We start from the raw sequence: 24,480 nt of genomic DNA, 5'->3' as shown, positions 1-24,480 counted from the left end.
AAGCCAAAATTAATGATTAACTACAAGAGAAGGCACTACGTCAAAAGGGTTGCTTCACTTGCTGTTAAAACTGGATTCATATTATGCAATCTATTCAAGGTAAAAATCCAGTTTTAAAGGCAACCATTCCATTGTTCCACAATCCCTTTTTCCTTCGTTTAGTGTCTCTTTGAGGTTTAACCATTAATTTAAAGCAAAAACCAAAAATAAATGGGCTACCTAATCAGCCAAAGCGCTGCGTTTTATACCACTTATTCCCCTCTCGTCCTGTTATCTTATCCACGATAATGACCCAAAAGGCTTTAACCGATATGACAAGAAACAGTTGGGAATAGGTGAAATAAGATACGCAAGAAACGATAAAGTTTTCAATGTTACTTTGCCCGATATCGGAGGCTAAGGCTAAGTTAATTTGCAGTACGTAGATAAAGTACATCAATGCCCAAGCGATGACGAGATATACATAGACGTCGCTGGAAAATTGAATTGGGCTTTGCAACGCAGGATTAAACAATCGAGCGATCTGGTAGCCAATATTAAACAAGAAAATAATATCTGAAATAATAATCGCCAGCATAAACCAGAAATAACTAGCGGCAAAATAAAGCACATGAAGCTTGATACGCCAGCTTGTACGATCAAATAAATGATGGAAATTGTCCATAATGACATGAAAATTCCCTTTAGACCACCGACCACGCTGCTTCATATATACACTTAGCTGCTCTGGCTCCTGTTGATATGCCTCGGCTTGAGGTGCTAATGCAATCAGCTTGCCCTTTTTCATAATCTCAAAAGAAACTGCCGTATCTTCTGTAATCGCATTTTCATCCCAGCCGCCGATCTCACGCATCAGCTCTGTACTGACAATAAAATTCGTACCTGGAATCGTTCCCACCTGAAATAATTCCCATAAGCCAGTATGATGAACACGTTGAATGGTAACTAACTCTTGATTAATGCATTTTGACAAAAAGTTCTGACCGCGATTGCGTGCCTTGTTACGTCCAAATACTGCTCCGTATAAGTCTGGCTTCTCTAATGCCTTTTGCACCAAAAACATAAGCGCATTTTTTTCCGGTGCTGCATCCGCATCATACACACAAATCCAGTCACCTGTAGTTAGCTTTAATGCATCATTTAAAGCGCCTGACTTCCCGCCTTTTCCAGTCCGCTCTAAAATCTGAAAATTACGATGCTGGTAGCTTGGACGATTTTTAAGCTCCTTTAGCTTAGCAGCCGTTGAATCTGTGCAATTATCCGCAATCATAATGATCTGAACCTTATCCTCAGGATAATTAAGCCGTAAAATATGCTCTGCGGTAATAGCAACCACAATTTCTTCATTATGTGCAGGCACTAACACGGTTACCGTCGGATAATCATCCATGGATTTTGGGAAAATAACTTTACTTTTATTTTGTCTACTCATAAAGCGAATCGCGCCAATCATAATGACAATGGCTTCCGTCACGGCAATCCAAATACTAATAATCGAAAACAGTAATATAAAATCAGTCATTATTTTGCCCTCGATCATATTTACGATACACTTGGGCGCGGAATCTTAATGTCGCAATCGTTAGACCAACAATCGTAATTGCAAAAAAGGAACTCACTGCAATACATAGCGGGATAAACCAATTTAAATAACTCGCCATTACCCCAATTCCTTTCCTAATTAAATGAATTCAGCGATTAAGTCCGTCTCTGTACTTCTCTCTAACGTATTAATGATATCATCTGCGGTTTCATATTGACTAAGCTGATCCGGTTGAAACACAAGAGTGCCTGCGCGAATAACAAGCTTCAAAGAACCACCCTTTAAATCTGTCACAGGCATATCCATCATCGCCCATTTAATTCGATTCGTTAACGCATCTAAAAACTCTGGACGTGTTAATGGACAAATGACAACAAAACGTCCACCATCAATCGAAAATTTATAATCTTCGTATCTTAATTGCTTCTGGATTGTTTCAGATAAATTAAGTAGCAAATCAGAATAACCCTCTGCACCAAGCGATTCCTGAACTAAAGGTAAAAATTCAATTTTAAATAAGGCAATACAGAAATTATATTTATCAGGATAACGTCGTGCTAAATTTGATTGTTTCACAAAAGCATCTGCAAATGCAAGCTTGTTGCCCAGCGCAGTATCTAAGTCAATTTGCGGATTTCTTTGCTCTAAGTTTTCTAAGCGTTCGACAAATTGATGACTACGAATAAAGTACGTTTTAATAAGTGCAGCAACAAGCATATTAGCAGGAATCACTAATAACCAAGTGATCGTTATAACCTCTGAGGGTGCATAGGTCGCTAACCAAACTAAATACAACACAAAATATACAAATATAGAAACCACGGTAACTCCGAAAGGTAAAACAACACCTGCAAGCAATCCAAGCAAAGCTATAACGTTAAAAACTAAATCTAACGGTGTAAAGGCTTGTGTGTTTTGGATATGCCAGAAAACAAAAACCTCCTGTAGCAAGACCAGCATAATAAGTAAAATGTAACCTAGCTGTAAGCCCTGTAGAGGAGTTTGTGGTATAATACTACGTTTAACTTTGACTGGTTCCAATTACTCACCCTCTTTTCTTATAATTAAACATTCTGGCTAATTTCATTCACTAGTAGTTAATAAATTTTTGATAGAGTAAAAAAACAATTTTTATAGTTCTTTGTACCTACAATACAATAGTACGCTCAGAGCAACATAATATCAAATTGAAAAATTATGAAAAAAAATGAGATTAATTTCTGTGCTATGCCACATTTCAACTACCCTTAATCGTAGTACTAAATATAAGGGCAAATCTTCGACGTCGAATAGATTTTAAAATGTAATTCATGTCCCTTTAATATTCTAACAGAGCCGGCTTTTAGTTAAGGAGTGAAGAAATGGATGAAATTGACCTAAATCAAGCTATAGTAGAAGTTTTGCAGGGTGATTTGTCCTTATTTGAAAAAATTATGAGGTCCTATCAGCAACAAATTTTTACGTATTGTTATCATATGTTAGGGCAGCATGCAGAAGCCGAGGACGCCACACAAGATACTTTTATTAAGGCTTACCAAAGATTAGGTTCCTATCAGCCTGACAAATCCTTTGAAGCTTGGCTATATAAAATTGCTTCGAACACATGTATTGATGTTTTGCGTAAACGTAAGCTCTCTAAATACCTCCCATTTCTATATAAAAGTGATGAAACCCATCGCCCTGTAGATCAGGCCATTGAGGAGCATTACTGGGATGAAGCTGTAGCCAAAGCGATGTCTAAATTGTCACCTGAAGAACGTAGCCTACTTATTTTAAGGTGTGTTGAGGATAAAGACTATAAGGAAATTGGGGAAATTCTACAACAAAATAGTAATAATCTTCGAAAAAAGTTTCAAAGGACGGCATCAAAATTTAGAAAACATTATGCTCAAGCTACAGGAGGTAAAGTAGATGAAGGACACTCAAGCTCAAGACCTCAAAAAAATATTTCATAATAGCGATATTCCACAAATTGATGTGACAAACGCTGTTATGACTAAACTAAAGGAGAATAACATGATTAAGCCTAAATCATTTTTCAGAGTGGGTACAGTGGTTGCACTTGGGAGCGTAATGCTTGCTTCCTCTGCATTTGCAGCTTCTCAATTTTTAACTATAGATAACAAAAAAGGCGAAGTGGTATACGAGGAAAAACAATATGAACGTCCTGCGGATTATAGTAAAGATAAGCAATTACGCAGCTTAAAAGCACATCATTTTGGTTCTAAGCTATTAAATCCTGGAGAAACTGCTGTTGTTTATGTAGCTGGTCCAGATAATGAAGGTGAACTTTATAAGGTGAATGGGATGGGAATTGGGTTTTCTAGTCCTGCTGAGTTACGCACAAAATTAAAAGGCTCTGGCGCTACAGTGTTAGATACTGTATTAAAAAAATATAAATATACAGACGGAAGTATTTCGTACAGTCTTCCTTCTTTAAGTGATACAGAGGAAAGTACGCTGATCGCTGAGTTGGAACCAAAGGCGAGACAATCTGACGAACAATTCGCAGTAAAGAAAATCCAACATTCAAGTAAAATTTGGAATGCAACAAGTAATTATGGAAATGGAACGATTAGACTTACACAGATGAGAACCAATGAGAAGATCACATTGAATTTAGATAAAGAAACCTATGAGAAGTTTAAATCAGAGGAACTGCAAATTGGAGATAATAAGGTTATTTATGCCGAATATGATCAAGAACGTACGATGCGCTTTATTACGGAAACAGGTGAAGAAGGTTATCACATCCAGCACTTTTTGACCGTAAATAAAAATAAAATAAACAAAAACGAAATGATCTCTATCGCAAAATTGTATTTGAATGTAAAGTAGGATTAACAAAGACGTATAATGGGACCCTTGTTCAGCTTGAATAAGGACATTGTACGTCTTATTTTTGGTGAGCATTTATGTATACTTTTATTTTATTTTATACATATGTCACATTTCATGGACAAACCTTCGTTAAACCAATTGAAGGAAGGGAGGGAACAAAGGCACCTTGGATATCACAAATGAACAGATTGTTAAGGATGTGCTAGCAGGAGAGAAGGATCAGTTTACGATCATCGTTATTCGCTGTGAGAAATTCATTTTTAATTACTGCTACCATATGCTAGGGGATTATGGGGAAGCGGAGGATTGCACGCAAGAGGTATTTCTAAAAGCTTATCGGGGACTAAGCAGCTATCAGCCTGATCGACCTTTTGAAGCATGGCTATATCGTATAGCCTATAATCAATCAATTGATATGCTCCGTAAACGAAAAGTAATGAAGCTACTCCCCTTTTTATACAAAAGTGATCGGGACAACAACCAAGTGGATCAAGCCATTGATCATAAATATTATAATCCTGCTGTACTATTTGCACTAGCCACACTGTCTAATGAAGAGCGTAGCGTAATAATTTTACGTTGTGTTGAGGATAAAAGCTATAACGAAATCAGTCTTATCCTTAATCAAAGCTCCACTTACTTACGTAAAAAATATCAGCGAGCTGTTGAAAAATTCAGAAAAAACTATGATCGGACGAGGGAGGAAAAACAGTATGCAACCGAACCATCCGGAAGAAGATCTGAAGCTACTGTTTCAAAAGGTTGAGCCTTCAGGAACTACCCTACAGAATCGAATTATAAACCAGATTGAAGCTGAAAAGCCATCATACAAAAAGGAGCGATTTTTAGTGAAATATAAAGTTAGCTTTCTTATCCTGCTTGGTGCATTGTTAACTGCTTCCACAGGATTTGCTGCGGTAAAATACCAGTCTTTGACGAGCGAATCAGGAAAGGTGCTGTTTGAGGAAAAGCCTTTCACACATACTGAAGATAAACGTACCGAAGAGGAATATAACAGAATATCAAGAATGAACGAGATATGGGTAAATAAATTTAAACCAGGTCAACTAGCGTTTATCTATGTTGTGCCAAACAATCCAAATCAAGAAATAGACCTCAAAGGAACAGCACATGAAATAACTAGCTTCAATGAATTGCAAAAAATGGTTAAAATTCCAGATAAGCCTCTTTTAAAGGAGATTTCAGCCAATAATAAATACAAATTTAAAAATGCAAGCGTCCATATGGAACATGGAGTTGACATTTACAAGCTGTCAGACGAGGAAAAAAAGGAGATTGCAAACAAACTCCTAGCAGAAGCTCAAGCTAACGGGCAAGATTATGCTTTAATGCCGGTTCCGTTCAAAGATGACTTTTGGCTTGCAAATATTAATTATGTAAGTGGGAAAAAGGAATTTACATTACAAATTATACATGCTACCTCAGTCTCAGCCTCCACACAAAATAAAAAAAATGTCAGTGAAAAAATCAAGATAAACGGGGAGGATGTCATTAAAAAAACTGACGGTAAAGAATTGATTTGGGCTTATGAGGCACCAAAAGCAAAAACAGCATACGTCTATAGTCTGAGAACTAATAAAGGTGAAGTTTCTGATGAGGAGTTAATTGAAGTTGCAAAACAAATCATTCCAAAGGCAAAGGCAAAAAAATAACAGTGGGTTATAGTTTGTATCAATAAGGAGCTTATTTACTTCTAAAAATGAAGCTAGATAAGCTTCTTTTTCTATGTTTAAAGAAAACTCCCCTTACCCTTTACGCCCGTAGTCCGCCTTAATTTCACCCCACACCTCTGTTTCCCATTTCAATACTTTATTGCTGTAGGTATTGTTGTGAAGCCAGTCAAGTGCGCGATCAACCAAATTCCATACTTCTGCTGTCGTCTCATCACGAACAAGTGTGGTCGCCACTTTTTTATCACGTAGCCATTTAAGTGCTGTTCTAGAATCACTATACACCGTTTTATTGCTGCCTAACTTCTTTAAATAAGCTAATGAATGCACGATTGCCAGAAACTCCCCTAAATTGTTAGTCCCCTTCGCAATCGGTCCTTTTGCAAATAAGACTTCCCCTGTGCGTGTATCTACGCCCTGATATTCAATTGGCCCAGGGTTCCCATGTGTGCCAACATCGACGGAAATGCTGTCATAGTCAATTTCAGCACTAGTTGCCTTACCAGCAGTAGAGGTAAGATGCTTATTAGAGCCCCATTCCCCTGATTTCTCTGCTATTATTGCTGATCCTGCTTTTCCTGTATTACCTCCTGTTTTACTCTTACTCCCACTTGCTGCGCCTTTGCCCCAATGCTTTTTCCAGCCTTCCGCATACGCGTTTTCCGCCTCTTGTTTAGAAGTATACGACTTGAATTTAGCATCTTTGTATCCAGAGACATGCTTCTGACATTCCGCCCAACTCGTATATATACCTGGCTTATGCCCTTCCCAAATAACATAATATTTAGATCCTGCCATAAATAATATTCTCTCCTCTACCTATTCGCTCACATAAAAGGCTGCTCCAAAGATAAATCTAATTGGAACAGCCCCAATTTAAAATGAATTAGACTTTTAAGCCTGAATGACCTTAATTAAGTTCGTATTCCCAGCTTGTCCTAGCGGAATTCCTGCGGATACGACAATGGAATCGCCTTCTTTAGCGTAACCGGTTTTGAATGCCGTTTGCTTTGCCGCCTCAAACATATCATCCGTTGTAGGGTAAACCTCTCCCTGCACAGGGATTACACCAAATAATAAACTAAGCTTAGCTAAAACGTGCTTTTGATGTGTAATCGCAATAACAGGCACATTTGGACGGTACTTCGAGATCATCCGAGCGGTAAATCCACTTTCAGTTGCCGCAACGATTGCTGTTGCTCCAATTTCAAGCGCTGTGCTTACAGCCCCTTGGCTAATAATCTCTGTAATATCTGTCGCATGCTGCTCACGTTTTTTATTAAACTGATTACGATAGTCGATCATGCCTTCCGCTTTACGAGCAACCGCAGCCATCGTGGTTACTGCCTGTACTGGATATTTCCCTGCCGCAGATTCACCAGATAACATAACAACATCCGCACCTTGTAAAACAGCGTTAGATACGTCACTCACTTCTGCTCTTGTAGGACGCGGATTAACCTGCATCGATTCAAGCATATGTGTTGCAACGATAACTGGCTTTCCAGCTAAGTTACATTTCTCAATCATCGTTTTTTGCAGCATCGGCACATCTTCAACTGGGACCTCAACGCCAAGATCTCCACGAGCAACCATAATGCCATCTGAGGCTTTAATGATATCATCTAAGTTATGAAAGCCTTCTTCATTTTCGATCTTAGAATAAATTTGTACATGCTCTGCATTGTGCGATTTTAGAATAGATCTAATTTCCTCAATATCTTCCCCTTTACGTACAAAGGAAGCCGCGATCATCTCTACATCATTTTCTAAGCCAAATTGAATATGCTTAACATCTCTTTCTGTTACACCTGGCAATGTCGTTTTAATCCCAGGTAGGTTAACACCCTTACGTGGCTTCAATACACCACCACTCACAATTTTACAATGGATATCATTGCCTTCCGTAGATAAAACGGTTAGCTCAACTAAACCATCATCAATCAATAGACGATCTCCCACTTTAACGACTTTTGGCATATCAGGATAGTTGACACTAATACGCTCTGCATCTCCTAGAATCTCATCCGCCGTTAAAATCAATTCATGCCCTGCCTGTAGCAAGCATGACTCTTCTTTTAGCTTACCAATTCGCACCTCAGGTCCTTTAATGTCCATCATAATTGGGATAAAGGTATGTAGCTCTTCTGCTGCTTGACGTACACGCTTAATTCTTGCTACATGCTCCTCGAGTTCTCCATGTGCCATATTAAGTCGTCCCACGGTCATCCCAGCCTGAATCATTTGTTTTAGTGTATCTACTGAATCACATGCAGGGCCTAACGTACAAATAATTTTAGTTTTAAGCAAACGTTCCGCCTCCTACCATTTAATATGTAGCCTGTCTTTATCTTACCCAAATGCCGGACTTCAATCAAATGATAAAACTCTCTAAGTCTGTTGAAATAATGTCGTTGTCAATTGATCCTCAGCACATACAAACATATAATAAATCCCTTCATAACCCTCGACTACCTGCTCAAAGTCAACTTGTCCTATAAAAGTCATCTTTTTGCTACAGCATGGACACGTCGGATAATAAGCATCTTGAATCCATGCAGGATGTCCTCCAATTTGAGAATTTGTCCCCTCTAGCATCCATTCTGCGCTATGGTACAGGGCTCTTGGCTGTTGTGCTAATTTAAAGGTTTCTTTTAACGTAAAGGTTATAGCCTCTTCATCCAGTTCTGGTAAATAACTTGGTTTACGATTATATTTACTCCATATCCCTTCACCGTTTTCATTCATTTCCATAAAAATTTCACCATAGGCACTACAGTTAAGACAGGTTTCAATCGTAATGTAGGGATAAGGCCATCCTAGTTCCTTCACGGAAGCATGCTGACTGCCTAGCTCAATCAGCTTCGTTAGTTCCCCACCACACCACGCACAGATATGCTTGCTTGGGGCAAGCAGCTTAAACTCTACGTGATCATTATTATGAAAATGATCCTGTTCTTGTCTCTCAGCATTGTTTTCATTATGATCGTTACGATATTCGATCGCATAATTCACAGGTAAAAATAAATCCTGCCTTTTACCCTCAGCAGTTAATTCCCAGCCTGCTTCATAACTAAATTTTTCTACTGGAATAAACATTTCATTTGCCCAGCTTGGCGGATTGTGACGCCATTGATTAAATTGCTGGACAACCTGATCATCTCCAATCCATGCTAGGGCTAATAAAAGTGCATGTCTCTTATTTTTATCTACCTCAATCTGAGCTAGGCATTGACTACGAATAGAATCAGGAGCATTTCTAAACAAAATGGCAGCATTATAACTTCCTTGTAGCACAAGCAGAAGCATCTCATCGGAAATAATATAGTCACGATAGCAGCTTAAACTCAACAAAATTCTCCAGCCAACGTTTTCATCTCCAAGTAACCACTTCTCTTTTGCGTATTGCTCCATTTCCATCATCTGGCGTCTATCTAATTGTAAATAAAGCTGCTCTTCTGTTAACGGAGCTGGTACATATTTTATAAGTTCATCATAGGTTCTAGGTGTATACATAATTTTAAGTATTTCAACAGGGTTGGTTACCCCTGCATATAAATCAACCGTTTTCCGGTTATCTTCTACATAGCGCATGTGTGCTTCACGCTCGATCGCTTGATAACATGGCATACAATACCCCCCTGTCTTTGCGGCAGTGGTTGGTAAAATTGTTGCAGTACAATCCAAGCTTATACATGGAATCCGTTCAGTCATAATCTCCCCTCTTCCTAATATTCATTTTTTATAGATATCCTGTTTTTATTATCAACTTAAAGGAAAATATAAACAAGAATTAAGAATAGTTTGAAAAAGGGGTTGCATTTTTAAAAGCAATATATTATATTACTTGAGGAGTCAATCATTGATACATCAATCAATCGAGAACAATTAAATTTAATGAAGGGGGTATCTCTTGACCTACTCTAAACAAGATGCAACGGAAGCTTTTGACCAACTGCAATTGCTAAACAAGCAATTAAGTCTAAAGTTTGAACGATGCGCGGGCATCAGTCCATCTCGCTTACATTTATTAATGACTTTATTTGAAGCAAATGAACTGAGTCAAACTGAATTACAAAAGCAGGTGGGCATTGATAGTGCTGCGATTACTCGCCATTTGAAGCAGCTTGAGGCTTCTAATATGGTAACTAGACGTACCAATCCCGATGATAATCGGATTACATTAGTATTACTTACAGAACAAGGTCATCAGAAGATGGAAACCTACTGTTTGGAAAAACAAACCTTTATGAACCAACTATTTTCTGGCTTTAGCGCTGAAGATACTCAAGCATTAACTGCCCTGTTGACGCGATTAATTCAAAATATTGAAAAATTATAATTGTATATTATAAAAGGAGAGAAACATAATATGAGTAAAACTAATGATTTTAACGCAATTGTAACTGGACGTCATTCTGTACGGAGCTATGACCCAACCGTAAAAATTAGTAAGGAAGAAATGACTGAAATTCTAAACAAAGCAATGACAGCTCCATCCTCTACCAACATGCAGCCATGGCGTTTCCTAGTTATTGATAGTGAAGAAGGTAAAGCGAAATTGGCGCCACTTGCTAAATTTAATCAAACCCAAGTAAATACATCCTCTGCGATGATTGCCCTGTTTGGCGACCTTAGAAACTACGATAACTTGGAAGAAATTTATGGTACCGCAGTAGAGCTTGGACTAATGCCACAAGAAGTGAAAGATAGACAAGTTGCAGCACTATCCAACCATTTTGCAAATATCGATCCACAGGTTAACAAAGATACAGTTTTAATTGATGGGGGTCTAGTTGCAATGCAGCTTATGCTAGTTGCTCGTGCTTATGGCTACGACACTTGCCCAATTGGTGGATATGAAAAGGATCAAATCGCAGAAGCATTTGGCCTAGACAAAGAACGTTATGTTCCTGTAATGTTGATTTCTATTGGTAAAGCCGCAGATGCAGGATACGAATCTTATCGTCTACCTGCTGATAAAGTTGCGGAGTGGAAATAAGGAGGCGTCTCAATCCATGATCATTGTTCACGCTAAAATGCAAATTCAAGCTACCGCTAAAACACAATTCTTAGAAGAAATGAAGACGCTACAAGCAGCATCCAGACAAGAACAAGGGAACATTTCATACGAGCTACTTGAACATACGGAGCAACCTAACACGTATATCATGATCGAAGTATGGAAGGATCAAGAAGCGATTACTGCGCATAATGCAAGCAGTCATTTCCAAGCCTTTGTAAGTCAAGCTCCACAATTTATGGCAGCTCCATTGCAAGTACAAGCATATGAGGCATCTAGTTTGCAAGCCTAAAATAGAGTTGATTGAAAATAAACCTTATGATTATTTAGATCATAGGGTTTATTTCTTTGTATGCTTGTAGGTGTAAGTGCTCTTTTATCGTGACGCTCATAAGCAACTTTTAATTTGCCTGTTACGTTATAATAGATGACAAACTTAACAAAGCTTCACCAAGGGGGATCATAATGAATATCAAAAAGAATACTAAAAAGAAAATGTTAGCCCTTACCATGATGGTATTGTGCCTCATACTGGTTAGCGCTTGCTCTTCAATGAATGCGTCCTCTAAAGAGGAGAAACCAAAAACCGATCAAAATCCACAAAATGTCCAAACGGTAAAAAATGAACAAGAACAATCGGAACCCATCAGTCCAGCGACAGCCGAATCTACAACGGTGACGAAAGAGGAAAACCTTTTAACCATCTTCAACAGTAAGCTGGAGGTTCAAGAAAAGGTTGCGGAATTAGTGAAAAACCTGGACGGTGTTGATTTCTCCAAGTTAACAAATGGAGAACAAAATGATGGCATCAACATTATGGACTACTTGGTCAAGCATAGTGATAAAATTACGCCCGACAATTATAATGCGTTGTTCTTTGCAAGCAACAATCAATTTGATGGTGTTCTATCGGAAAGCTATGCCAGCATTGTGGGTCAAGTGTTTATGAAGGATAAGGAAGCAGTCATTATTACACTGGCGAGTATGGAAAATGAAGCCACGCAAAAGCAAGTAATTTCTTCGATTGGCTACAATCTTAGCTATGTGGAATATACCAAAGTAAAAAAAGAGTTAGACGAATTTAAGGAAAGTACACCTTTAGGTGAAAAGGAAAAATCAATCGTGGATCAAATTTTAAAAAAGGTTGAAAATCCTTACTAAACGTAGAAAAGTGAAAAGTATCATTCACGACTCATTACTAAAGCTCCTAAATGTCCATGGGATTAGTCCCTAACTGACATCTAGGAGCTTCTGTTTTTGTTACAAACCAATTTTCGTGCGATTTTCCATCTATTTCTCTTTCTATTTCTCTTTCATTTAATGACTTGAATCACTAGCTGTTGGCGTAAACTCACTGCCATTACTTTCAATGACCTTTTTATAAAAATGGAAGCTATCCTTTTTAATTCTCCGTAAAGACCCTGTCCCATCATTATTTCTATCTACATAAATATAGCCATACCTTTTTTTCATTTCGCCGGTTCCAGCACTCACTAAGTCGATTGGCCCCCAGCTTGTATAGCCTAGAATTTCTACGCCATCCTCAAGCGCCTCTGCCATCTCAGCAAAATGGCCTCGCAAATAATCGATCCGATACTGATCGTGAATCTCTTCCCCTTCTAACGTATCCACGGCACCCAGTCCATTTTCCACAATAAATAAAGGCTTGTTATAACGGTCATACAACTGATTACATGTAATCCGTAGCCCCTTAGGATCGATTGGCCATCCCCATTCGGATGCTTTTAAATAAGGGTTTTCTACAGATGGGAACGCATTGCCCTCCGTCATTTGTGACAAAATTTCTGGGTCGGTACTAATACAACGACTTGAATAATAACTAAAACCAATATAGTCAACTGTATTCTCACGTAAAAGTTGCTCATCCTGAGCTTCCATCTTAATTTCAATTCCATGGTCACGGAAGAAACGTTTCGTATAACCTGGGTAATACCCTTTGGATTGCACATCAATGAAGAAGAAGTTTTCTCTGTCTAGCTCCATCGCACGCCACACATCATCAGGGTTACTGGTATATGGATATACAGCCCCCGCCGCCAACATACAGCCTATTTTCGCCTCAGGAATGATTTCGTGACAAGCCTTTACCGCTAACGCACTGGCAACTAATTCATGGTGAGCAGCTTGGTACAATATTTTATTCTTATCTTCACCTGCCTCAAATACCATCCCTGCACCTATAAAGGGAAGATGAAGCAACATATTAATTTCATTAAAGGTCATCCAATATTTCACTTTATTTTTATAACGCTTAAATAATGTAGTTGCATACTTCTCATATAGCTCAACCATCACTCGATTTTTCCATCCACCATATGTTTTCACTAAATGTACTGGAATGTCAAAATGGCAAATCGTCACGACAGGCTCAATGTTATATTTCAGTAATTCATCAAACACATCATCGTAAAATTGCAGACCTGCCTCATTTGGCGTAGCTTCATCTCCATTTGGAAAAATTCTTGACCAAGCAATAGACATACGGAAGCATTTAAAGCCCATCTCCGCAAATAAAGCAATGTCCTCCTTGTAGCGGTGATAAAAATCAATCGCTTCATGTGAAGGATAAAAATGCTCTGGACTTGGTTCAAATGAGCTTAACGCCCCCATCGCAATTTTCATACGCTCTGGTCCAGTAGGAAGTAAATCAACTGTAGTTAGCCCTTTTCCACCCTCAAGATATGCGCCTTCAAGCTGGTTCGCTGCTGTAGCTCCTCCCCATAAAAAATCACTTGGGAAGCTAGATTTTCGCTGTGCTGCTGTCATAACATCACCCTCCAATTTTATTTTTATTGAACTAAACTCTACCCATATACACTTGCCTGAACAAACCTAATTATTAGATTTACGCAAAAAAGACAAAACCATACCTATCTCAATAGGTAAATGGTTTTGCCTGATTAAACAGTGACAACCCAACATTTGTATGCGTTTACTTCATGCTATCATAACATTTTGACGTGTGCAAGTGGCAGTGCCAGCTCAACTCACTTCGATCCTATATTCGACCTTGGAGCCAATTGCAGTGAGTATATCTTGAAGCTGGAACAGCTGTTCAATATGATAAACACCATGTGCTAACCCTCCACGATATACTCTTTCAACAACCTTTGCAGCTACAAGGGCGGTAATTTCCGCCTCTTTTAGTCCATACAAGTATTGCTGAACATGCACTGCATGATCCCTATTTGCATACCCCCAAGAATCTACCTTGACCGCAAATTGTGGTTTTCCCCCCGCTAGTAATCCCATCATTGCCATAAAAGTACCACGAATAGAACGATATTTTAACAAATTCAGTATACCTAACTTTTTAGATACGCCTAATAAGGCATTAATAAACCTAGAATCTAGGCACATTCGTGTTGAAACTGTAGGGATATTTAACGTCGTAGGTAGCACTTGCTGGTCACTAAAGTTAAAGCGGTAGGCTGTACGCTTACCAAGTTGCTTTCCAAAGTTGACCACCTTACCTTCTGTAAAGCTTGAGACGCTTTTTGATTTGCCTTTTTCAATCACGGTAAAGGTTTTGTTCATTCCACCTACAGTCCATTCCATCGCCGCTTGACCATGTGCTTCACCTAATCCAAGCAAGATGGAAATATCGGTTTGTTTGTTCTGTGAAAAATATTTTTGCGCTTCTAACGCTAACAAATTGGTTACACCTGGTGCGAGTCCAATGCTCAATAAGGCAGTGGAGCCCGATTTAGAGAAATCCTTATCTAACTTCTCTACCTGTTCAAAAAAAGGGTAACTTGCTGTAATATCAACATAATGCGTACCTGTCTGAGCGCATAGCTCAACAATATGTGTATCCTGCTGATCCATACACATCACAATCACGGCAGCCTGTTCCACAACGGCAGGGTCTATCGGTTTCGTAATATCAAGCTGTAAGGATAAAACCTTCCCTTGTGTAGTATCACAATACGTCTTTGCTTTATTTAAATTGCGTCCAGCAGCTATAACCTTCCCAGGAAACCTTTCGCCCAATTGATTACAAATCGTCTGGCCCACCTGTCCATAGCCACCAATGACAACAATATTGTCCTTGTTCATTATCTCTTTCCCCCTTGCTTAAACCTCTAACTATTTATGTATTAATAATTATAGTTTTCTATTCTCACTGTTCCTATCCCACAAACATGGGATAAAAAAGCGTACCCTAATGTTTTCATCAGGATACGCTAATTTAAGTTAATTCAAATGTTCAGTTCTTAATGGAATATTAATTTACATTTTAAATTTAATAATGACTTGTTGAAGATCCTCTGCCATTTTGGCCAGCATTGTAGATGAAGCCGAGATTTCTTCCATTGTTGCTAATTGCTCCTCTGTGCTTGCCACGACATCTTGGATGCTGGATGAGGATTGCTCTGCAACTTCGTGCACATGATGCATGAGGTTGTCCACATTGTTAGCTCCTGCTGCCATTTGCTTCGAGGCTTCACTGACTTGGCTCACTTGGTCTGCCACTTGTCTAATTGCTTGTTGAATTTGACCAAACACTACTCCAGTCTCATCCACCTTGCCTACACCTTCCTTCACCTCATGACTCACGAGGCTCATCGCTTCCACTGCTTCTTCCGCTTCTTGCTCGATTGCGGTCACAAGCTCAGTGATTTGCGCTGCGGATTGATTAGACTGTTCTGCCAAATGGCGGATTTCTGTTGCTACAACGGCAAAACCTTTTCCATGCTCACCAGCTCTTGCCGCTTCAATAGAAGCATTTAACGCAAGTAAATTCGTTTGTCTTGCTATGGAGGAGATAAAACCTATAATTTCAACAATTTCATTTGAGCGCGTTTTAAAGCCTTGAATCGCTTCAGCTAGACTTTCGACTTTTTCACCCACGGCATTCATTTGCTCAACAGCAGCTTGTGCAGTTTCATTTCCTTGCTGTGCTTGGTCATATGTTTGGTTCGAGATGTCTGATACCGTATCTGCCTGAGTCGTTACCGATGCCAGCTGCTGGATCATCGTATTTAACTCTTGGTATGTATCTTGAACCGCATTACTTTGTTGATCCGCACCTTCAGATACCTTTTGAATCGCTAACGCAATATATTCACTTGAAGTGGAGCTTTGGTCTGCGCTAGAGGACAATTCCTCACTAGAGGCTGCGAGCTGCATCACATTTTGATTCACTTGCTCAATCACATGGTGTAGCGACTCTGTCATTTTGTTAAAGGAGTTACTTAATTCGCCTAATTCATCATTACCTTGAAAGTCTACACGTTCGGTTAAATCCCCTTCGCTAATTACAGTAGAAGCATGTTGTAGCTTTCTCATCGGCTTCAGAATCGAGATAATAATCCCAATTACAAGTACACCGCCAATGACTAACGAGGTAATCATCACATACACTAAAGCTCTAAGAATGGAGGAGGCATGCTCACCAACCTCACGCTCATACATTGTGCCGACTATTTTCCAGCCTGTAGTATCACTTGTCTGATAGACTAGATTTTTAACTTCCCCATCAGAAGCAGTAAAAGAAAATGAATCTGCTGGCTTTTTACTCATTCGCTCTACCTGCTCATCTGGAGTCGCTGCTGCTCCCGCCTCTAGGTTTGGATGATATACGATATTACCAAGTGCATCTACAATATAAGCGTACCCATAGTCTCCAATGCTAACGGATTTTACCATCTCCGCTAATTGATCAATACGTACAGATGCAGCTGCAACTCCTCGTCCATCCTCCGTTACTTTCCCAACGGTAACAAGCACATTTCCACTTGTGCTAGATTTATAGGGTGAGCTAATATAGACTTCGCCTTTTTTTTCCATCGTATCTTGATACCAAGGACGTTTTCTCGGATCGTAGTCCAATGCATTTTTTTGAGACTCAGGCGCATTCATGTATAATCCTGTATCTGTGCCTACAAAGGCTAATTCCACTTCAGGATGGATTTCTTTATAATTATTAAGATGTTTTCTTATGAAATCATCATGCCCAACATTTGTATCCTCTACTGGTGTCACATCGCCCGCTGTAAACATTTTGGACATAAAGTCAATTTCTCCCGCCTTCCCCTTGAAGAAGTTGTTAATGACTTCATTTAGCATGGTGACATTGTTTTGTGCACCCTCTTGTAGTTCAGTACTTAGTTTTCCTTTCGATGAAGTATAGCCAATTACCCCTATGGTCAAGGTTGGAACAACCAAAATGAATATAAAAGATAACATTAGCTTGTTTTTAATAGTGAGGAATTTGAGTCTTGTTTTGGGGACTTTTAGTTCCTTTTTCTTATTTACTTTTTTCATTTTCTGACCTCCAAATAGTTTATGTCCCCTCTATATCGACATTTTTATTGTTATATTTAGATCATTTCTAAAAATATAGTCAACTTCACCAAAAGGCAAAAACAAACTATACTAGATAAACAAAAAAAAGAAGCATGCCCAAAATTGAGTAAATTTACTCTTGTTTTTGGAACGAAATTACAGTAGAATAATACTTTAAATTCTAAATTTGATAATAACTTCTTGTAGATCCTCTGCCATTTTTGCTAGCATCGTAGATGAGGCAGAGATTTCCTCCATCGTCGCTAACTGCTCCTCTGTACTTGCCACCACGTCTTGGATACTTGATGAGGATTGCTCTGCAACTTCGTGAACATGGTGCATGAGGGTGTCAACTTTATTTGCCCCTACTGACATTTGCTTAGAAGCTTCACTTACCTGACTAACTTGATCTGCAACCTGTCTAATCGCTTGTTGAATTTGGCTAAACACGACCCCAGTCTCATCTACCTTACCTACGCCTTCCTTCACCTCATCACTCACTAGGCTCATCGCTTCCACTGCTTCTTCCGCTTCTTGCTCGATGGCGGTTACAAGTTCGGTAATTTGCACTGCGGATTCATTAGACTGCTCTGCTAAACGACGAATTTCTGTAGCCACTACTGCAAAACCTTTCCCATGCTCCCCTGCTCGTGCAGCCTCTATAGAAGCATTTAGTGCAAGTAAATTTGTTTGTCTCGCAATAGCTGAAATAAAGCCAATAATTTCAACGATCTCATTTGAGCGAGTTTTAAAGCCTTGAATCGCTTCAGCTAGACTTTCTACCTTTTCACCCACTGCATTCATTTTCTCTACAGCAGCTTGTGCAGTTTCATTTCCTTGCTGTGCTTGGTTATACGTTTTGTTCGAGATGTCAGATACGGTATCTGCCTGAGTCGTTACCGATGCCAATTGCTGGATCATCGTATTTAACTCTTGATATGTATCTTGAACCGCGTTACTTTGCTGATCGGCACCTTCAGACACCTTTTGAATTGCTAAAGCTATATATTCACTTGAAGTGGAGCTTTGCTCTGCGCTTGAAGACAGTTCTTCGCTGGAGGCTGCCAGTTGCATTACATTTTGATTTACTTGATCAATCACATGATGTAGCGATTCCGTCATTTTGTTAAAGGAAGTGCTTAATTCTCCAAGCTCATCCTTGCCCTCATAGTCTACACGTTCAGTTAAATCGCCTTCACTAATAACATTAGAAGCATGTTGTAGCTTTCTTAAAGGTTTTAGGATTGAAATGATAATCCCAACGACAAGTGCACCACCTAATACTAATGAGGTAATAAGAACAATGAGTAGCACTTTTAGAACGGAAGAGGCGTGCTCCGCAACCTCACTTTCATACATCGTGCCGGCAACTTTCCAGCCTGTTGTGTTATTTGTTTCAAATGTTAGCTTTTTGGCTTCGCCGTTTGAGGTTGTGTAGGAAAACGCGCCACTTTGGGACTGATTTAAACGTTCAGCCTGATCATCTGCTGTAGCAGGAGAACCCGCCTCTTGGGTTGGATGATAAACCACATTCCCAGTGGTATCTAAAATGTAAGCATACCCATGATCCCCAATACGAACAGATTTGACTAGCTGAGCAACGAGATCAATATTAACATCAACAGCAACAACCCCTGCGCCATTATTTTCCGTCTTAGAAATGGTGACTACAAGCTGTCCGCTTGAGCTTGATTTATAAGGGGAGCTTATAACGACCTTTCCTTTATTGTCCATCGCAAGCTTATACCAAGGGCGTTGTCTTGAATCATAATCCAATTTATTAACGTGGGACTCAGGTGCGTTCATATATAATCCGCTTTCTGTCCCAACATACGCTAACTCAACCTCTGGATGAATTTCTTTGTAATCGTTAATTTGCTGACGAATGTAATCCTCCTGTCCAACATTCGTATCATTCACAGAGCTAATATTAGCTAAAGGAAGCATACGAGACATCCATTCTACATCTGCCATTCTGCTAGTAAGGAAACTATCTATTGAATTATTAAGCATATTTACACTGTTTTGCGAACTACTGATTAGATCTTTATCAATTTGCTTGCTAGAAGAGTTATAGCCTGCAAAGCCAACTGTTAGCGCTGGAATAATTAAAATAAGTACAAAAGATAAAACTAGCTTATTTTTAATAGATAAAAATTTGGTCCCCTTTCCTTGTTTCATTTTTTTTATTTTTATCTCTCTTTTTTTCTTTTCTTTTTCCACTGTATGACCCCCAGTTAGATTTTTTTCCTTTCTTTCTCTATTATCCCCATTAATGTTTGTATTTTCAAATGATTTCTGGAAATTTCATTTCTATTTCATTTATTGGTATAATTAAACTTCAAGGTTTAAATCAAAAAAACCATCGATATCAGCTAAAGGCTTCTTTTATCCCTAAGCTAATACCGATGGTTTTCGTATTTTGTGTATTAAAAACGTTAGAATCCCTTCAACTCACCTTATTTTGTAGCCGCCACAGAAAAAATAACCGATTTCTCAGCGCTATTCACCAGCACATTGATTGTATCTGCACCCAAGGTAATCTTTTTAGAGGCTAGTGGTCTACCTGCTTCCACCTCTGCACATACGCTGTTAAACCAACGATGAAATGCGATCGCATTATAACCAAAAATCTGATTACCAAAGGTTTCAATCGCTTCTTTATTTCTCGCAAGCGTCCCTTCCCGCAAGTAAACGGTAAATCCATACGTATTATAAGCAGGGTCAACCCACAGTGATACCTCTGGTTCACCTTTACCATTAGCTACTGCTGTTTTTTCTGCACTATCCTTGTATAACCTCACTGTTGTTTCTACGTTATCAAAATTCGTGCCTCGAATTTGACCTGCTTGTAATAACGTGTCATACGCATCCCACATTCGCTGATCTGGGAATTCAACAATCTTTTGCCCACCACCACTTGCAGGTACATATCTTTGTAAGCTTTGCGCTGAAGGTTTTACTGGAATTCGTTGTGATTTATCTGTTAGGCGATTCAAGATCACCAATGCCTCCGCACGTGTCACGTAATTGCCCACCCCAAACTTTGCATCAGGGTAACCTTCCATGATCCCTTTTACTAAAGCTTCAGCGATAAAGCGTTGCTCTCGATCCGATGCGCTTGTAATGTCACCATACGCTTGAGCTAAAGAGGTGCTAAAGGCAGTATCCTCTAAAAATTCAGTTTCTTGTAGCACGTAATATACCACTTCTGCTACGTTTTCGCGGGTCATATCACTTTGAAAATCTGCATATCTATTTTTATTGAGAAAATGAAGATCACTTGCAATATCGATATATGGCTTAGCCCAATATCCTGTCGTTGCTGGCTTAAAATCATAATGACGATAATCCTGCTTTAAGATCGTTTGATTATCTTCACTTAAGGAGGCTAAAAAGGATTTTTGCCAAGTGCGCCCTGTGTTGGGATGCTGATCACTGTATGACAAAATGAGCATTTTAATAAACTGATCCACCTTAATTGGATCTTTAGGGCGAAAACTCCGATCTGGAAAACCATCTAATATGCCCTGATTCACCATCGCATTTATGGTTGCTTCTGCCCAATGATTTTTAATATCTGTAAATGTACTGGAGCCCGCCGCACTTACCTCCTGATCATTACTCAAACCTAGCATAGATGTACTCCACATTATAGTGGAAGCAATTAAAAGAAATAAAACCTTTGTAACACGCTTCATCTATATCCTCCTCACATTAAATGAACCAACATCTGTACGCATCTCATTGTCCCTTATCTCTATTTGGGGACTAATTCTCTATGTATTGTTGATTTGCCACACAAACATTAGATAACCATAAATGAACGAGGATGTGAATAGGTCAAATGAACGTCTAGATCAGAAGCACTGATTATCGTTATTCCAAATAAACTTAAGTAAGTCAAATCTCCTATCAAAAAAATAAAAATTTTTGAAACTCTTATATTAGATATGCGTATTTAACCATCAAGAAGCTAAATAACATTATGTGGAGGAATGAACCTATGTCTATTTTCAAAAGATTACGCGATTTAACGATGTCAAATATAAATGCAATGATTGATAAAGCGGAGGACCCGATTAAAATGACTGATCAATATATTCGGGACATGACCGAGGATTTAGAGGATGCGGAAAAAGCAGTTGCAGCGCAAATTGCAATCGAGAAAAAATTCAAAGCTTTATATGAAGAGCAAGAAGCACTTGTAGCACGTCGTAACGATCAAGCACATACGGCTGCACAAGCAGGGAATGTTGACCTTGCACGTCGAGCTTTGGAAGAAAAGAAATCGGCTGAAGCTAAGCTTAATGAATACAAAACAAGCTATGAGCAAAACAAAGCAGCAGCGGATCAATTACGTGGTAAGTTAGAAGAGATGCGTAAGCAATTAACAGAAATGAAAAATAAGCGTGAAACGTTAGTGGCTCGCTACAATGCAGCAAAAGCACAAACTGAGATCAATAAGGCAATGAGTGGCTTTAATTCCGATTCCGCTTCAGCAGGCTTAAAGCGTATGGAGGAAAAGATGTTGCAAGCGGAAGCTCAGGCTGAAGCAAGCAATGAAATGAGTGCTAAGGGTAAATCACTAGATGATGAATTTGAGGCATTAGGCAAGGATAAACAAGTCGAGGATGAATTAGCAGCGTTGATGAAGCAATATGAGAATAAACAATAATATTCTAATGTTGTGACTACAATAACTAACTATGTATAGATTTATTTAAGATAACAAGGAGAGGTGGCAGATGAAGCCCCCTCCTTCTTATTTGTCATTATTTTGGTGAAGAGGAGCTTAAAAAATGAGCTTAGATAATTTGATTGCGATGTTAATCTGGACAGCAACGGGTTCGGTGCTTTTATTTATTTTGATGTATGTGGATTCACTATTTACGAAGTATAAGGATTTGGAAGAAGTTAAAGCAGGTAATATGTCTGTAACAACCAGACTTGTTTTAAAGCTATTAGCCCAAGGCTGGATTTTAGCTTCATCCATTAGTTCCTCTGCATTTTTGGTTCAAGCCATCGTTGTTTCCGTTGTTTCGTTCTTTATTTTACTTATCATCGAATCGATTACTCGCTATTTACTTCATAAGGCTGCAAAAATTGATTTAGATGCAGGCACTAAGGAAGGTAAGGTTGGATACGGTTTATTTGCAGGTACTTTACACATTGTTGGAGCGTTAATTATTACTGCGATCTAATAAAATAAATACAGCTATTAAAATTTAGTCACAAGTTTATCATCTGAAAGGAAGTTCATTACTATGAGCTTATGGAAACGAATTAATAATCTATTTTCCAAGCCCGCCCCACCTCCAGTCCAAAAAAGTATCTTGTCGTTATCGCCAGGAGATATTTGTGAGGTTGCTTTAGTGACCTATGAGGTGACAGGTCGAGTCCACAATCGAAGTAGAAATGCTGTCATGCTAACATTGCAGGATGGTTCAAGAATTGCTTATTTATATATTGAGGAAAGAGAAACATTACAATATGCATTATATGAGCCCATCGACGGTAGATTAGATACACCAAACGAAGTTCCTACTACGATTGAGCTTGATGATCGCGCCTTTTTTCTTGAAGAAGAGTATGATGGAAACGTGTCGATTGTAGGTAAAACTCCATTTACTCAAAATGGGGAGCAGCATATATGGCAATACCAATCCGATGATTATCGTTTGTTACGAATTGAGTGGCAGCATGGTCGCTTTATGTTATATGAGGGAGAGAAAGTTATCGCCGGTGATGTAAAGATCATTCGGGCCAGCTAGGAGAGGGTTCAAAATGAAGAAAATGTCTTCACTGTCACTGAAATTAATGCTTGTATTCGGACTGTTAGTCTCACTACTTAGTGGCTGTGGCGCACCAAATGTAAAAGAAACATACCCACTAGAGTCTGTCAATCGAGATGGTAGCTCAACCTCATATGTATATCGTGCCGCAAATACGAGTGTACCTGAGGTAGCTTCTGCCCTCATCAGTGAGAAAAAACCTGACCAGGCTTCTCCTGAAAGTACAGAACGAATGTTTCTCGTTTATGGAAGTAAGTATTACCATCTTCAACAAGACCCTAAAAATACAAGTGACACCTTAATTGAAATTAGCTCTAAAGAATATGTAAAAAGAAATTATAGCTCTAGCTTTTTACAAGGCTATTTAGCTTCCTCCTTACTACGTGATTTATTTGATTCACTAGGCCAAGGAGGTAATTATCGAGGGTATACAAGTAAAGATATTTATAAGCCTTCCCAAGGGAATTATCATAAGCCTACAGATGCCGATAAAAAAATAAGCCCACCTCTTACCGTGGAACGCAAAGGCAACATATTCCGCCGAGGAAAAGATAGCGATTCGAGCAGTGTGGGTTCCAATGGAAGCTGGTTTAATCGTGATTCTAGCAGCTCTAAGGACCAAAAAGGGAAAATCGAACGTAAAAAGGGTGGCAGCTCATCCTCTGGATGGTTTGATTCCCCTAAAATAAAGAAGCCAAAAACCCGCAAAGGAACAGGGAGTATTTTTAAACGGCGAAGATAAATAGAAGCAAGATAAGTAGAAGATAAATAAAACATGAGCAGAATTTAAATAAAAGCCAAGAACAGGTAATCAAAAAGGTAAGAAAACAAAGTGGACGCTCTTAGCTCAGAGAATCCACTTCTTTTTATATTAACTAGCTATACATTATTCTAGCTATATCATCACTCTATATTTACTTCAATTTCTCTTATTTCATAAAAAGGAAGTGAACTCATGCTTAAGTTAAAATCTTTTCGTTTCTGGTTCTTGATGATAGCCCTTCTTATCGTTATCATTAATGCACTTGGTTACGATGACTATGGTATATTACTTTATTTTAGTAATCCATTTTTATGGATGGTTAACCATTATCCTACTATGAGACAAGCTCACATTCCTATCGGTATTTTTTATGTAACTGAACTTATTAGCTGGTATGGTATAGGTTGGATTATAGACAGCTTAATTCAAAAAGTTAAAAGATGAACTATTGGATATGGAATCGATTAAATGAGGTATTATATTTAAAATACAAAAAAGACTGCCTCTTTATG

Annotated in this window: 24 protein-coding genes; 13 read left to right on the top strand and 11 right to left on the bottom strand. The window is 38.8% G+C overall.

The genetic code is table 11. The annotated features are described in order from the left end of the window. Positions 1 to 223 precede the first annotated feature (223 nt). Genes J2Z32_RS13245 through J2Z32_RS13235 form a run of 3 tightly spaced genes read right to left on the bottom strand, consistent with a single transcriptional unit; the run spans position 224 to position 2,503 of the window. Entirely contained in the window at positions 224 to 1,522 is a 1,299-nt protein-coding gene (locus tag J2Z32_RS13245) for a glycosyltransferase family 2 protein (protein WP_210089648.1), read from the bottom strand. Then, a complete protein-coding gene (locus tag J2Z32_RS13240; RefSeq protein WP_210089647.1) occupies positions 1,515 to 1,661 on the bottom strand; it encodes a hypothetical protein in 147 nt (48 codons plus the stop codon). The genes J2Z32_RS13245 and J2Z32_RS13240 overlap by 8 nt, the downstream gene beginning before the upstream one ends. A gap of 20 nt (positions 1,662 to 1,681) precedes the next feature. After that, positions 1,682 to 2,503, bottom strand: coding sequence for a GGDEF domain-containing protein (locus J2Z32_RS13235; protein ID WP_210089713.1), 822 nt, complete (start codon positions 2,501 to 2,503; stop codon positions 1,682 to 1,684). A 401-nt stretch (positions 2,504 to 2,904) separates the two neighbouring features. On the opposite strand from J2Z32_RS13235, the gene J2Z32_RS13230 reads away from it, so the two are divergent. The 4 genes from J2Z32_RS13230 to J2Z32_RS13215 all read left to right on the top strand — a co-directional run bounded on the left by J2Z32_RS13230 (position 2,905) and on the right by J2Z32_RS13215 (position 6,057). Continuing rightward, positions 2,905 to 3,498, top strand: coding sequence for an RNA polymerase sigma factor (locus J2Z32_RS13230; protein WP_210089646.1), 594 nt, complete (start codon positions 2,905 to 2,907; stop codon positions 3,496 to 3,498). Further along, complete coding sequence (locus tag J2Z32_RS13225; RefSeq protein ID WP_210089645.1) at positions 3,455 to 4,381, top strand: hypothetical protein; 927 nt, start codon at positions 3,455 to 3,457, stop codon at positions 4,379 to 4,381. Before J2Z32_RS13230 ends, J2Z32_RS13225 begins: the two co-directional genes overlap by 44 nt. A gap of 169 nt (positions 4,382 to 4,550) precedes the next feature. Beyond that, positions 4,551 to 5,150, top strand: a complete 600-nt coding sequence (locus J2Z32_RS13220) for an RNA polymerase sigma factor (protein WP_210089644.1) — start codon at positions 4,551 to 4,553, stop codon at positions 5,148 to 5,150. Next, on the top strand, positions 5,050 to 6,057 hold the full coding sequence (locus J2Z32_RS13215) for a DUF4367 domain-containing protein (RefSeq protein ID WP_245251446.1): 1,008 nt from the start codon (positions 5,050 to 5,052) through the stop codon (positions 6,055 to 6,057). Before J2Z32_RS13220 ends, J2Z32_RS13215 begins: the two co-directional genes overlap by 101 nt. A 93-nt stretch (positions 6,058 to 6,150) precedes the next feature. On the opposite strand, the gene rnhA is transcribed toward J2Z32_RS13215, so the two are convergent. From rnhA to J2Z32_RS13200, 3 genes are all read right to left on the bottom strand, one after another. Then, positions 6,151 to 6,873 (bottom strand): ribonuclease H, encoded by a 723-nt coding sequence (gene rnhA / locus J2Z32_RS13210; RefSeq protein ID WP_210089643.1) that lies wholly within the window; start codon positions 6,871 to 6,873, stop codon positions 6,151 to 6,153. 96 nt (positions 6,874 to 6,969) lie between these two features. Continuing rightward, a complete protein-coding gene (gene pyk, locus J2Z32_RS13205) occupies positions 6,970 to 8,385 on the bottom strand; it encodes a pyruvate kinase (protein WP_210089642.1) in 1,416 nt (471 codons plus the stop codon). Between the two features lie 81 nt (positions 8,386 to 8,466). Beyond that, entirely contained in the window at positions 8,467 to 9,789 is a 1,323-nt protein-coding gene (locus tag J2Z32_RS13200; protein ID WP_210089641.1) for a DUF1963 domain-containing protein, read from the bottom strand. 199 nt (positions 9,790 to 9,988) lie between these two features. Here J2Z32_RS13200 and J2Z32_RS13195 point away from each other — a divergent pair, with 199 nt between their 5' ends. The 4 genes from J2Z32_RS13195 (at position 9,989) to J2Z32_RS13180 (ending at position 12,259) form a co-directional block, all read left to right on the top strand. Then, positions 9,989 to 10,417 carry a MarR family winged helix-turn-helix transcriptional regulator gene (locus J2Z32_RS13195; protein WP_210089640.1) on the top strand — a complete coding sequence of 143 codons (429 nt, stop codon included), beginning with the start codon at positions 9,989 to 9,991 and terminating at the stop codon, positions 10,415 to 10,417. Between the two features lie 30 nt (positions 10,418 to 10,447). Continuing rightward, complete coding sequence (locus J2Z32_RS13190; RefSeq protein ID WP_210089639.1) at positions 10,448 to 11,077, top strand: nitroreductase family protein; 630 nt, start codon at positions 10,448 to 10,450, stop codon at positions 11,075 to 11,077. A gap of 16 nt (positions 11,078 to 11,093) precedes the next feature. Continuing rightward, positions 11,094 to 11,390 (top strand): putative quinol monooxygenase, encoded by a 297-nt coding sequence (locus J2Z32_RS13185; protein WP_210089638.1) that lies wholly within the window; start codon positions 11,094 to 11,096, stop codon positions 11,388 to 11,390. Between the two features lie 173 nt (positions 11,391 to 11,563). After that, positions 11,564 to 12,259 (top strand): hypothetical protein, encoded by a 696-nt coding sequence (locus J2Z32_RS13180; RefSeq protein ID WP_210089637.1) that lies wholly within the window; start codon positions 11,564 to 11,566, stop codon positions 12,257 to 12,259. Between the two features lie 156 nt (positions 12,260 to 12,415). Here the strand turns inward: J2Z32_RS13180 and J2Z32_RS13175 are convergent, their stop codons facing one another. From J2Z32_RS13175 to J2Z32_RS13155, 5 genes are all read right to left on the bottom strand, one after another. Beyond that, the gene (locus tag J2Z32_RS13175) at positions 12,416 to 13,885 is read right to left on the bottom strand and encodes a 6-phospho-beta-glucosidase (protein ID WP_210089636.1); all 1,470 of its coding nucleotides are present in this window, start codon (positions 13,883 to 13,885) and stop codon (positions 12,416 to 12,418) included. Between the two features lie 216 nt (positions 13,886 to 14,101). Next, entirely contained in the window at positions 14,102 to 15,178 is a 1,077-nt protein-coding gene (locus J2Z32_RS13170; RefSeq protein WP_210089635.1) for a saccharopine dehydrogenase family protein, read from the bottom strand. A gap of 174 nt (positions 15,179 to 15,352) precedes the next feature. Next, positions 15,353 to 17,389, bottom strand: coding sequence for a methyl-accepting chemotaxis protein (locus tag J2Z32_RS13165; RefSeq protein WP_210089634.1), 2,037 nt, complete (start codon positions 17,387 to 17,389; stop codon positions 15,353 to 15,355). A gap of 195 nt (positions 17,390 to 17,584) precedes the next feature. After that, complete coding sequence (locus J2Z32_RS13160; protein WP_210089633.1) at positions 17,585 to 19,633, bottom strand: methyl-accepting chemotaxis protein; 2,049 nt, start codon at positions 19,631 to 19,633, stop codon at positions 17,585 to 17,587. Between the two features lie 236 nt (positions 19,634 to 19,869). Continuing rightward, positions 19,870 to 21,111 (bottom strand): S-layer homology domain-containing protein, encoded by a 1,242-nt coding sequence (locus J2Z32_RS13155; protein WP_210089632.1) that lies wholly within the window; start codon positions 21,109 to 21,111, stop codon positions 19,870 to 19,872. Between the two features lie 305 nt (positions 21,112 to 21,416). Here J2Z32_RS13155 and J2Z32_RS13150 point away from each other — a divergent pair, with 305 nt between their 5' ends. The 5 genes from J2Z32_RS13150 to J2Z32_RS13130 all read left to right on the top strand — a co-directional run bounded on the left by J2Z32_RS13150 (position 21,417) and on the right by J2Z32_RS13130 (position 24,412). After that, a complete protein-coding gene (locus J2Z32_RS13150) occupies positions 21,417 to 22,088 on the top strand; it encodes a PspA/IM30 family protein (RefSeq protein ID WP_210089631.1) in 672 nt (223 codons plus the stop codon). Positions 22,089 to 22,212: 124 nt separating this feature from the next. Beyond that, positions 22,213 to 22,614, top strand: a complete 402-nt coding sequence (locus tag J2Z32_RS13145) for a DUF350 domain-containing protein (protein ID WP_210089630.1) — start codon at positions 22,213 to 22,215, stop codon at positions 22,612 to 22,614. Positions 22,615 to 22,677: 63 nt separating this feature from the next. Then, complete coding sequence (locus tag J2Z32_RS13140; RefSeq protein WP_210089629.1) at positions 22,678 to 23,184, top strand: DUF4178 domain-containing protein; 507 nt, start codon at positions 22,678 to 22,680, stop codon at positions 23,182 to 23,184. A gap of 13 nt (positions 23,185 to 23,197) precedes the next feature. Further along, positions 23,198 to 23,947, top strand: a complete 750-nt coding sequence (locus J2Z32_RS13135; protein WP_210089628.1) for a DUF4247 domain-containing protein — start codon at positions 23,198 to 23,200, stop codon at positions 23,945 to 23,947. 213 nt (positions 23,948 to 24,160) lie between these two features. Further along, on the top strand, positions 24,161 to 24,412 hold the full coding sequence (locus J2Z32_RS13130) for a hypothetical protein (protein ID WP_210089627.1): 252 nt from the start codon (positions 24,161 to 24,163) through the stop codon (positions 24,410 to 24,412). Positions 24,413 to 24,480: the final 68 nt, after the last annotated feature.

It is taken from the genome of Paenibacillus turicensis (assembly GCF_017873435.1).
Lineage (GTDB): Bacteria > Bacillota > Bacilli > Paenibacillales > Paenibacillaceae > Fontibacillus > Fontibacillus turicensis.
The sequence above is the reverse complement of the archived record's forward strand: the minus strand, read 5'-3'. Positions and strand labels throughout refer to the sequence as shown.